General features: G+C 69.3%; 8 protein-coding genes. 7 read left to right on the plus strand and 1 reads right to left on the minus strand.

Annotated elements, in window-relative coordinates; all coding sequences use genetic code 11:
* Positions 1-15 precede the first annotated feature (15 nt).
* The 7 genes from VF536_RS13170 to VF536_RS13200 all read left to right on the plus strand — a co-directional run bounded on the left by VF536_RS13170 (position 16) and on the right by VF536_RS13200 (position 9,329).
* Entirely contained in the window at positions 16-1,209 is a 1,194-nt protein-coding gene (locus tag VF536_RS13170) for a TIGR03088 family PEP-CTERM/XrtA system glycosyltransferase (RefSeq protein ID WP_414710363.1), read from the plus strand.
* Between the two features lie 24 nt (positions 1,210-1,233).
* Positions 1,234-3,150, plus strand: coding sequence for an XrtA/PEP-CTERM system amidotransferase (locus tag VF536_RS13175; RefSeq protein ID WP_331615305.1), 1,917 nt, complete (start codon positions 1,234-1,236; stop codon positions 3,148-3,150).
* A 7-nt stretch (positions 3,151-3,157) separates the two neighbouring features.
* Positions 3,158-4,396: a glycosyltransferase family 4 protein gene (locus VF536_RS13180; RefSeq protein ID WP_331615306.1), complete on the plus strand. Its 1,239-nt coding sequence runs from the start codon at positions 3,158-3,160 to the stop codon at positions 4,394-4,396.
* Positions 4,397-4,401: 5 nt separating this feature from the next.
* A complete protein-coding gene (locus VF536_RS13185; RefSeq protein ID WP_331615312.1) occupies positions 4,402-5,604 on the plus strand; it encodes a glycosyltransferase family 4 protein in 1,203 nt (400 codons plus the stop codon).
* Complete coding sequence (locus VF536_RS13190) at positions 5,597-6,913, plus strand: putative O-glycosylation ligase, exosortase A system-associated (protein ID WP_331615307.1); 1,317 nt, start codon at positions 5,597-5,599, stop codon at positions 6,911-6,913. Before VF536_RS13185 ends, VF536_RS13190 begins: the two co-directional genes overlap by 8 nt.
* A complete protein-coding gene (locus VF536_RS13195) occupies positions 6,913-7,875 on the plus strand; it encodes a polysaccharide deacetylase family protein (protein WP_331615308.1) in 963 nt (320 codons plus the stop codon). Before VF536_RS13190 ends, VF536_RS13195 begins: the two co-directional genes overlap by 1 nt.
* Before the next feature lie 146 nt (positions 7,876-8,021).
* On the plus strand, positions 8,022-9,329 hold the full coding sequence (locus VF536_RS13200) for a hypothetical protein (protein WP_331615309.1): 1,308 nt from the start codon (positions 8,022-8,024) through the stop codon (positions 9,327-9,329).
* A gap of 7 nt (positions 9,330-9,336) precedes the next feature.
* Here VF536_RS13200 and VF536_RS13205 read toward each other — a convergent pair whose 3' ends face one another.
* Positions 9,337-11,001, minus strand: coding sequence for an asparagine synthase C-terminal domain-containing protein (locus tag VF536_RS13205; protein ID WP_331615310.1), 1,665 nt, complete (start codon positions 10,999-11,001; stop codon positions 9,337-9,339).
* Positions 11,002-11,425: the final 424 nt, after the last annotated feature.

The following is an 11,425-nucleotide window of genomic DNA, read 5'->3' on the forward strand; positions in this document are numbered from 1 at the left end:
GGCGGGAGCGCCGCGATGAGCGCCGGCCTGAGCGTCGAGCGGACGCTCTCGACCGCCGACGAGCGGCCGCTGGTGCTGCACGTGATGTACCGCTTCGACACCGGCGGGCTCGAGAACGGCGTGGTGAACCTGATCAACCACATGCCGGCGGACCGCTACCGCCACGCGATCGTCGCGCTGACCGAGGTCACCGACTTCCGCAAGCGGCTGCAGCGTGACGACGTCGAGTGCTTCGCGCTCGACAAGCCGCCGGGGCAGGGCTTCTGGCTCTATCCCAAGCTCTACAAGCTGTTCCGCGCGCTCAAGCCCGCGATCGTGCACAGCCGCAACCTGGCCGCGCTGGAAGTCCAGCTGCCGGCCTGGGCCGCGCGCGTGCCGGTGCGCGTCCATGGCGAGCACGGCCGCGACGTCGGCGACCTCGACGGCCGCAACCGCGCCTACCAGCGCGTGCGCCGCTTCTACAAGCCCTTCGTCTCGCACTACATCGCGCTGTCGCGCGACCTCGGCGACTACCTGACCGGCCCGGTCGGCGTGCCGCCGGCGCGTGTGAGCCAGTTCGTCAACGGCGTCGACACGGTGCGCTTCCAGCGCCAGCAGGTCGAGCTCATCCCCGGCTGCCCCTTCGATCCCGCCGCCCACTGGCTGATCGGCACGGTCGGCCGCATGGCGCCGGTGAAGGACCAGCTCACGCTGACGCGGGCCTTCATCGCGCTGATCGGCCAGGCGCCCGACCTCCGGGAATGCGCCCGGCTCGTGCTGATCGGCGACGGTCCGCTGCGGGCGCAGTGCCAGGCCTTGCTCGACGAGGCAGGCCTGAGCGACATCGCCTGGCTCCCGGGCGAGCGCACCGACGTGCCGGCGGTGATGCGCGGGCTGCACGTCTTCGCGCTGCCGTCGCTGGCCGAGGGCATCTCCAACACCATCCTCGAGGCGATGGCCAGCGGGCTGCCGGTGGTCGCGACCGAGGTTGGCGGCAACGCGGACCTGGTCACGCGCGACGTGAGCGGCCTGCTGGTGCCCGCCGCGGATCCGACCGCGATGGCCGCGGCGCTGCTGCGCCTGACGCGCGATCCGGCGCGCGCCGCCGCGATGGGCGAAGCCGGCCGCGCGCGGGTCGAGCAGGATTTCAGCATGCGCGCCATGGTCGCTCGGTACCAGGGCCTGTATGACACGCTGCGCGGCCACAATGCCGCCAGCCACAAGAACTGACACGGACGGACGCGGGGTAGGACCATGTGCGGAATCAGCGGACTTTTCGATACCCGGGGGCGGCGCGACTTCGACGGCGCGCTGATGCATCGCATCAACGACTCGCTGCACCACCGCGGCCCCGATGAAGGCTCCATCCACCTGCAGCCCGGCCTGGCCTTCGGCCACCGCCGGCTGTCCATCATCGACATCGCGACCGGCCAGCAGCCGCTGTTCAACGCGGACCACTCGGTGGGCATCGTCTTCAACGGCGAGATTTACAACTACCGGGAACTGACGGCAGAGCTCACCGCGCTGGGTTACCAGTTCCAGACGAAGAGCGACACCGAGGCCATCGTGCACGCCTGGTCCGCCTGGGGTGAGGACTGCGTGCAGAAGCTGCGCGGCATGTTCGCCTTCGTGATCTGGGACAAGGCGCGCGACCAGCTCTTCATGGCGCGCGACCGGCTCGGCGTGAAGCCGATGTTCTACGGCCTGCTGGACGACGGCACGCTGGTCTTCGGCTCCGAGCTGAAGGCGCTGCTCGCACATCCGGGCATGAAGCGCGAGATCGTCCCGCAGGCGGTGGAGGAGTACTTCGCGCTGGGCTACGTGGCCGAGCCGCGCACCATCTTCCGCCAGGCGCTCAAGCTGCCGCCGGCGCACACGCTGGTGATCAAACGCGGCGAAGCGCTGGGCCAGCCGCGCCGCTACTGGGACGTCAACTTCACGACGGACAACAAGATCGACGAGGTCCAGGCGCAGGAAGAACTGACCCGCCGCCTGCGCGAGGCGGTCAAGCTGCGGCTGATCTCCGAAGTGCCGCTGGGCGCCTTCCTCTCGGGCGGCGTGGACTCCAGCGCCGTCGTGGCGATGATGGCCGGCGAGACCAACGGGCCGGTGAAGACCTGCTCGATCGGCTTCGACGACCCGCAGTACAACGAGTCCGAATTCGCGCAGATGGTGGCGGACCGCTACCAGACCGAGCATCACGTCGAGACCGTCCAGAGCGACGACTTCGACCTGATCGACACGCTGGCGCGCCTCTACGACGAGCCCTATGCCGACAGCTCCGCGATCCCGACCTACCGCGTCTGCCAGCTCGCGCGCAAGCACGTGACGGTGGCGCTGTCGGGCGACGGCGGCGACGAGAGCTTCGGCGGCTACCGCCGCTACAAGCTGCACATGATGGAAGAGCGCATGCGCGCCAGCCTGCCGCTGGGGCTGCGCAAGCCGCTGTTCGGCACGCTGGGCCGGCTCTATCCGAAGGCGGACTGGGCGCCGCGCGTGTTCCGCGCGAAGACCACCTTCCAGGCGCTCGCACGCAACTCGGTGGAGGCCTACTTCCACACGATGTCCGTGATCCGCGACAACGAACGCATGCCGCTGTACAGCGCGCGCTTCAAGTCCGAGCTCGGCGGCTACAACGCGCGCGACCTGTTCCTGCAGCACGCGGAGCGCGCCAACACCGACGATCCGCTGGCGATGATCCAGTACATCGACACGCACACCTACCTGGTCGGCGACATCAACACCAAGGTCGACCGCGCGTCGATGGCGCATTCGCTGGAAGTGCGCGAGCCGCTGATGGACCACCCGCTGGTCGAGTGGCTGGCGACGCTGCCGTCCCACCTGAAGCTGCGCGGCGGCGAGGGCAAGTACCTGTTCAAGAAGACGCTGGAACCGCATCTGCCCAACGACGTGCTGTACCGGCCCAAGATGGGCTTCGCGGTGCCGCTGTCGCGCTGGTTCCGCGGCCCGCTGCGCCAGCGGGTGCGGAACTCGCTGCTGGGCGGCCCGCTCGCGGACTCGGGCATGTTCGACCTCAAGACCGTCGGCCAGATGGTCGAGCAGCACGAGAACGGCAGCCGCGATCACAGCACGCCGCTCTGGACCTTGCTGATGTACGACGCGTTCCTGCGCAATGTCATGGGCGCGACCTCGATGCGCGAGGCCGCCTGAGTTCCGAATGAAGATCCTCTACCACCATCGCACCGCATCCAAGGACGGCCAGGCGGTCCACATCGAGGAGATGATCGGCTCGCTGCGCGCGCTCGGCCACGAGGTGCGCGTGGTCGCGCCCGGCGGCGAATCGGCGCCCGAGGACAAGGCGAAGATGGGCGACGACACCGGCTGGGTGCACCGCCTGCGCGCGAAGCTGCCCAAGTTCGTCTACGAGCTGCTGGAGCTGGCGTATTCGCTGGTGGCCTACCGCCGCCTGGCGGCGGCGGCCCGGGACTTCCAGCCCGACCTGATCTACGAGCGCTACAACCTCTTCCTGCTCAGCGGGCTGATGCTCAAGCGTCGCCTGCGCGTGCCGCTGCTGCTGGAGGTGAACGCGCCGCTGGTCGACGAGCGGACCAAGTTCGGCGGCCTCGCGCTGCCGCGCATCGCACGCTGGGCCGAGGACACGGTCTGGCGCGGCGCCGACGCGGTGCTGCCGGTGACGAAGGTGCTGGGCGCGATGATCAGCGCGCGCGGCGTGCCGCAGGACCGGCTGGTCGTGATCCCCAACGGCATCAACGAAGAACACTTCGACGCGGCGCCGTCGCCCGACGAGGCCAGGCGCGCGCTCGGCTGGGACGGCGCGCTGGTGCTGGGTTTCACCGGCTTCGTGCGGGATTGGCACGGCATGGACCGTGTGATCCGGTGGATGGCGACGGACGCGGCGCCCGCGAATGCGCGCTTGCTGCTGGTCGGCGACGGACCGGCGCGGGCCGACCTCGAAGCGCTGGCGGGTGAGCTGAAGCTCGGCGAACGCGTGCGCTTCACCGGCGTCGTCTCCCGCGACGCGGTGCCGGCCTACGTGGCCGCCTTCGACATCGCGCTGCAGCCGGCGGTGGTCGCGTACGCCTCGCCGCTGAAGCTCTTCGAGTACCTGGCGCTCGGCAAGGCCATCGTCGCGCCGAACCAGCCCAACATCGAGGAAGTCCTGGACGACGACCTCAACGCGCTGCTCTTCGATCCGACGCAACCCGGCGCGCTGGAAGCGCTGCTGGCGCGGCTGGCGTCGGACGAGGCCTTGCGCCGCCGCCTGGGCGAGGGCGCCCGCGCGTCGATCGGTCGACTGCAACTGACCTGGCACGGCAACGCCGCGCGCGTGGTGGCGATCGGACAGGCGCTCAAGAGCGGGCAGGGCCCGCGTGCGGCGGCGATAACGACGACGGCGACGGCGACAACGGCGACGGCCGAGGACGCGAAGGCCTGAGCATGCTGAAGCTGCTGACCTTCTCGACGCTGTACCCGAGCGCGGTGATGCCCAGCCACGGCATCTTCGTGGAGACGCGCTTGCGCCACCTGATCGCGTCGGGCCAGGCCGAGTCGCGCGTCATCGCGCCGGTGCCGTGGTTCCCGCTCCGGGGCGAGCGTTTCGGCGAGTACGGCAAGTTCGCCGCGACGCCGGCGCGCGAATCGCGCCACGGCCTGGACATCACGCACCCGCGCTTCGTGCGGCTGCCCAAGGTGGGCATGAGCAGCGCGCCGTACACGCTGGCCTGGACCTTCCTGCGCGCCGCGCGGCAACTGCAGGCGACGGGCTACGACTTCGACCTGATCGACGCGCACTACTTCTATCCCGACGGCGTCGCCGCGGTGATGGTGGCGCGCGCATTGAACAAGCCGGTGGTGATCACCGCACGCGGCACCGACATCAACCTGATTCCCCAGCACGCCTTCCCGCGCAAGCTGATCCTGCGCGCGGCCGACCAGGCCGACGCGATGATCACCGTCTGCGAGGCGCTGAAGGACGAGCTGGTCGCGTTGGGCGCGGACCCCGCCAAGGTGACCGCGCTGCGCAACGGCGTGGACCTGACGCTCTTCCATCCAGCCGGCCGCGACGAGGCACGCGCCGCGCTGGGCCTGGCCGCGGGGCGCTTCACCCTGGCCTCGGTCGGCCACCTGATCGAGCGCAAGGGCCATGAACTCGTCATCGGCGCGCTCGCCGAGCTGCCCGACGTGGATCTGCTGATCGCCGGCACCGGCCCGGAGGAGGGCGCGTTGCGCCGCCTGGCCGAGTCGCTGGGCGTGAGCGCGCGGGTGCGTTTCCTGGGCGCGCTGCCGCAGGCGCGGCTGCGCGAGGTCTATGCCGGCGTCGACGCGCTGGTGCTGGCCTCGAGCCGCGAGGGCTGGGCCAACGTGCTGCTGGAGGCGATGGCCTGCGGCACGCCGGTGGCCGCCTCCAACGTGTGGGGCACGCCCGAGGTCGTGGCCAGCCCGGAGGCCGGCGAACTGATGCCCGAACGCACGGCGGTCGGCGTGGCCGAGGCGGTGCGCCGGCTGCGCGCGTCGCCCCGCGATCGCGCCGCGACGCGGCGCTACGCCGAGCGCTTCAGCTGGGATGCGACGACGCAAGGCCAGCTCGACCTGTTCCACCGCATCCTGACCGCGCGCCGGTCGCCGGAGCTGCGCCATGCGTGACCTGCTGATGCTGGGCCTGTTCATGGCCCTGATCTACAAGACCTTCAAGGACCCGATGTGGGGCGTGCTGGGCTGGGTCTGGATGGGGGTGATGAACCCGCACCGCCTGGCCTACGGCTTCGCGCACGACGCGCCGTGGTCCATGGTGATCGCGCTGGCGCTGTTCGCCAGTCTCCTCGTGCACCGCGACAAGCTGGTGAAGTTCCCCGTCAATGCGGTGACGGTCCTGCTGGCGATCTGGATCCTGTGGATCGGCGTGTCGCCGCTGCTGTTCTCGTTCTATCCGGACAAGGAGATGAACTTCTGGTCGCGCGCCTTCAAGGTGCTGCTGATGGTGCTGGTGTCGCTGCTGGTGGTGAAGCGGCGGCGCGACCTGGACTGGCTGGTGATGGTGCTGGTGATCTCGATCGGCTACTACGGCATCAAGGGCGGCGTGTTCACGGTGCTGTCCGGCGGCTCGGCGCGGGTGTGGGGGCCGGAGGGCTCCTTCATCGAGGACAACAACTCGCTGGCGCTGGCGACCATCATGACGGTGCCGCTGATCCGCTACCTGCAGCTGCAGGCGACCAAGTCCTGGCAGCGTCACCTGGCGACGGCCGCCATGCTGCTGTGCATGGCCTCGGCGGTGGGCTCGCAGTCGCGCGGCGCCTTCCTGGCGATCGTGACGATGTCCTTCTTCATGTGGATGAAGAGCCGCAACAAGCTGCCGCTGGCGCTGGTGGTGCTGGTGGCGCTGCCGCTGATCTTCGTGTTCATGCCCGACAGCTGGACCAACCGGATGGAGACCATCAAGACCTACGACCAGGATTCGTCGGCGATGGGGCGGATCAACGCATGGCAGATGGCCTGGCGGCTGGCGATCGACCTGTTCCCGTTCGGCGGTGGCTTCACGGTCGCGGGTCCGGCGGTGTTCGCGAAGTACGCGCCCGATCCGTCGGTGCCGCTGACGGCGCACAGCATCTACTTCCAGGCGATGGGCGAGCACGGCTTCTTCGGCCTGGCGATCTTCGTCGGCATCTTCGCGACGACCTGGCGGCTGGCGAGCGCGACCATCCGCAACGCCAAGGACCTGCCCGACCTGCAATGGGCGCGGGACCTGTCGGCGATGTGCCAGGTCGGGCTGATCGGCTACGCGACCGGCGGCGCCTTCCTGAGCCTGGTGTATTTCGACCTGCCGTACTACCTGGTGCTGATCGTGGTGGTGGTGAACCGCGTGGTCGCCGCGGAGGTGGCCGGCCGCAGGCAGGCCGCGGTCGCCGCGGGCCAGGCGCCGCGGGACGTGCATTCGCCGTACTGGGGAGGCACCTGATGCTGGCATCGCTGAGCCTGCTCGGCTGGCCGCGGGGCGAGCCCGCGCTGAGCATCCTGATCTATCACCGCGTGCTGCCCGAGCCCGACGCGATGCGTCCGGGCGAGATCGACGCGGCGCGTTTCGAGGCGCAGGTGGCCTTCCTGGCGCGGCACTTCAGGCTGATGACGGTGACCGACGCGGCGCTCGCGCTGCGCGAAGGTCGTCTGCCCAAACGCGCGGCGTGCATCACCTTCGACGATGGCTACGCGGACAACTGGACGGTGGCGCATCCGATCCTGGCGCGGCATGGCGCGCGCGCGACGGTGTTCATCGCCACCGGCTACCTCAACGGCGGCCGCATGTTCAGCGACACGGTGGTCGAGTTCGTGCGTCTGGTGCCGGGGCCGGTGCTGGATCTGTCGGCGGTGGGGATGGGCGTGCATCCGGTCGCGACGACCGAAGATCGCCTGAAGGCGGTCACCGCGCTGCAGGTGCAGCTGAAGTATCTGGCGCCCGACGAACGCGATGCCCAGGTGCGGCGGATGGTGGCGGCGCAGCCGGTCGGCGCGATGCCGGACGATCTGATGCTCACCGATGCGCAGCTGAAGCAGCTGGCCGACGCGGGCCACGAAATCGGCGGCCACACGGTGGATCACACGGTGCTGACGACGCTGCCGCTCGAAGACGCCCGCGCGCAGGTCCGGGCGGGGCGCGATCATCTCGCGGCGCTGCTGGGCCGGCCGGTGCGCAGCTTCGCGTACCCGAACGGACGACCGGTGCGCGATTACGACGCGGGCCACGCGGCGATGCTGCGCGAGCTCGGCTTCGAAGCGGCGGTCAGCACGTCGGCCGGCGTGGCGCTGCCCGGCGCCGACCTGTTCCAGCTGCCGCGCTACACGCCGTGGGGGAACTCCACGGCGATGTTTGCGGCGCGGATGATGCGCAACGCGCGCATGGGCGGCCCCGCAGCGGTCGTCTGAGCGCGTCCGGCATTGTCGGTCGACAAACACCCCCAAAAGATTCCCGCCAGTTCGTGGGCGCGGCGCAACGACTGACCCCGTTTCGCCGCCCCCGCTGAAATTCGACGTGTCCGGACGGGCTAAGAATTTGTGGTCTGGAGGTCTCCATGTCGCAAGTTCAAAGCTTTCCAGGTCGCCATGTTCTGCCTGCTTTCAACGAAGCCCGGTCAGTACAGGGCGTTGCCTCTCTCCCGGGCAGGGCCAAAGCGCCCGTCGATCTCTTCCACCGACGCGAGCTGGCGCTGTCGTTCGCCGACCACCTGATGTCCGCCGTCGGACGCAAGGGCATGCTCCTCAGCGGTCCGCGTCAGATCGGAAAGAGCACCTTCGTGCAATGGGATCTCATCCCGGCCCTCGAGGAAGTGCACGACGCACATGTCGTCTACATCGACCTCGCAGTCGACCTGGAAGTGGATCCCTCCGTGTCGATTCCCTTGGCGTTGCGCGACGAGGTCCGGGCGTTCGATGGGTTTGTCATGCGCATGGCCCGCGGGCTGGGACTGACCAACATCCGGCTCGGCGGGCTTGAAATGGCAGTGGAGCAGGCGCAGTCCACCTACTCGAAGCGCACCTTCGGATTGCTCCAGACCCTGGCGCGAGCCTGCAGGCGCCCGTTGGTGATCGTGCTGGACGAAGTGCAGCTCTGCCAGCAGAGCGATCCGGCGCGTCGCGTGCTGGCGTCGCTGACGCGGAGCGCCATCCGGCTGAATCGGGAGGGCCTCGTCGTTCGCGTCCTGGCGACCGGTTCGCACGCGCACAAGTTGCGCAAGCTCGTGGCCAACAAGCAGGAGGCGTTCTACAACGCCCACGTGCGAGCCTTGCCCCGCCTCGGAGATGACTTCGTCGATTGGGTACGAGCACGACTGGCGCCGCGTTGCCGCCCGGATGCGGATCTGATGTCGCGCGGGTTCGATACCCTTCTACATCGACCGCTGGAACTGATGGATGTCTGCGATGCCTTGCGCGATACCGGCGTGCGCTCACAGTCCGCCGCGGATCAGGTCTACCAGTTGCTCGTCGATGAACGGTCGACGGAAGGGCGCGAGCAACTCATCGCCAGGATGCGAACGCTGTCCGCCCTGGAGCTGGCGCTGGTGCGCGTGATGGCGGAGACCGGGCCTCGATTCGCGCCGCATCTGATGTGGTGCAAGCAGAGGGCCGCGGCGTTGATCGAGGTGATGCAGGGCGTGCCGCCGGGCAGCCCTCCGTCCACATCGGAGATCGACGTGGCGCTGGATGGACTGGCCGCCAAGGAGATCATCTGGCGCGGTCTGGGCTTCGCGTTCGAGGAGCAGCGCTATGCCGGATGGATTCTTGCGATGAATCCGGCGACCGACTTCCAGGTGGAGTTCGACGAGTCCTCTGGGATGCTGGGCGAAAGACACGGTCTGACCGCTCCTGCGCTGCTGTCGTGAAGCGCGCTCAGACGCGGTAGTTCGGCCGCCGACCCCTGAGCCACTGCTCCAGCATCATGAGGATCCAGACCATCTCGCCGTAGTACCCGGGGTGTTCCGGCAGCCGTTCCTTGAGCAGGCTGCGGATGAACTCCGGGCGGACGATGCCGCGTGTGGACAGGCTGCCCAGCGAGTCCTCGGCCAGCGCGCGCAGGTTGGCGTCGCGGGTGGCCCAGACGCCGAAGGGCAGGCCGAAGCCTTGCTTCTTCTTGACGATGATCTCGTCGGGCAGGAAGCCGCGCAGCGCCTCCTTGAAGAACCAGCGCAGCTGCAGGCCCTTGAGCTTGTAGTCCGCCGGCAGGCGCTCGGAGAAGGCCAGCAGCTCGTCGTCCAGCATCGGGAAACCGACCGAGGTCCCGGCCAACCGCGTCGTGCCCACGACCTTGGGCAGGTCGGTGTCGGCCAGCGTGTAGCGCCAGTCGAAGGCCAGCATCCGGTCGACCAGCTTGCCGGTCTTGAGTCCGCCCCACACCTGGCGCTGCTGCTTCTGCGGCCCGAGCGGATCCACGCGGCGCAGGAAGTCCGTCTCCAGCACGTCGGCCATGCCCAGGCGGGTCAGCAGGTTGTAGCTCTGCAAGCGGTCGGGCATCGGCACCCGCGCCTGGTCGATGTAGCTGGCGCCCTTCTTCAGCAGCGGCAGTCTGCCGATCGGCGAACCGAACACCGGCTGCAGCACGAAGTCCCGCAGCGGGCCCGGCACGTTGCCGTACCAGGAGAACACCGTCTGCTTCGCATACCGCGTGTTGCCGCCGAAGAGTTCGTCCCCGCCGTCGCCGGCCAGCAGGTGCCGCACGCCGTTGTCGTAGGCGCGTCGGGCGCAGTAGTAGGCCGGCAGCGCCGAGCTGTTGCCGAAGGGCTGGTCGTAATGCGTCGCGACCTTGGCGATCCCGTCGACCAGGTCCTTGGGCGTCACGTAGTACTCGTGATGCCGGGCGCCGAAGTGCTTGGCCGCGATGCGCGCGAAAGCCATCTCGTCGTAGCCCTCGGCCTCGAAGCCGATCGAGTAGGTGTCGGCCGGCCGCCCCGCGACGCGGCTCAGCATGCCCGCGACCGTCGAGCTGTCCGTGCCGCCGCTCAGGAAGCAGGCCGCGTCCGGCGCGTGCATGGACCGCTGCACCGAGCGCTGCAGGATCTCCTTGAACTCGACCTTCAGGTCCTCGAGCTTCGGTGCCGGGTCGGCGCGGAAGGTCGGCGTCCAGTAGGGCGTCACGCGCAACTCGCCGCGCTCGAAGATCGCCACGTGTCCTGGCGGCAGCCGGAAGATGTTGCGGAACACCGTCCGCGGCGACGGGATGACGTGGAAGTAGAGGTAGTCGAACAGCGCTTGCGGATCGAGGTCGACCTCGTCGCCGGCCAGGTCGTCGGCGCGGGTCGCGAACTGCAGCTCATGGCCGACGATGCGGTAGCACAGCGGCTCGATGCCGAAGCGGTCCGTCGCCAGCAGCGTGCGTCCGCCGGGCTGCCGCCAGGCCACTGAGACACGTCCGCCGACCTGCGCCAGCGCCGGGATCGGATCGGTCGCCGACAGCAGCGTCTGCCACGCGGCGTCGCGTTGCGCGGGCGGGGCGTCGGCGGTCAGGCCCGGCAGCACCGGCTGGCCGGTGGAGAGGAAAGTGGCGGTGCTCGTCGTCATCGCGTCGTCATCTTTATGGTCGGACCGGCGATGCGGCCATGGGGCAAGGGAAGGGGGGACCGGCGGCGTCTGCGAGACGCGCACGCGGCGTGCAACTCCCCCCGGCGGATTCTGGCGTGGAAATGAGTCGGCACGCCGCTCCCCGACCCCACCCACTTGGAGGGCCGCCCTTCGGGGGGAGGCTTTCGACCATGCCGCACAATCGCGGCCTGCCCGCTGTCGGAGGCGGGCGCTGGAGCCGGTTTGCAGATTCACTGGATGCCTCACGCGCTGAACCCGGCCTACGCCGGCGTGCGCCTGCGCTGCCTGATGCCGAGCCGCGAACTGCGCCGCTCCGGGTTGCCGTCGCGTGTGCTGGATCCGGCGCGGGACGACCAGCCGCTGCCCGCGACGGGCGTGCTGGTGGTCCAGGCGAAATGGCTGC

Origin of the sequence: Roseateles sp., assembly GCF_036486225.1 — a bacterium.
Lineage (GTDB): Bacteria > Pseudomonadota > Gammaproteobacteria > Burkholderiales > Burkholderiaceae_C > Roseateles.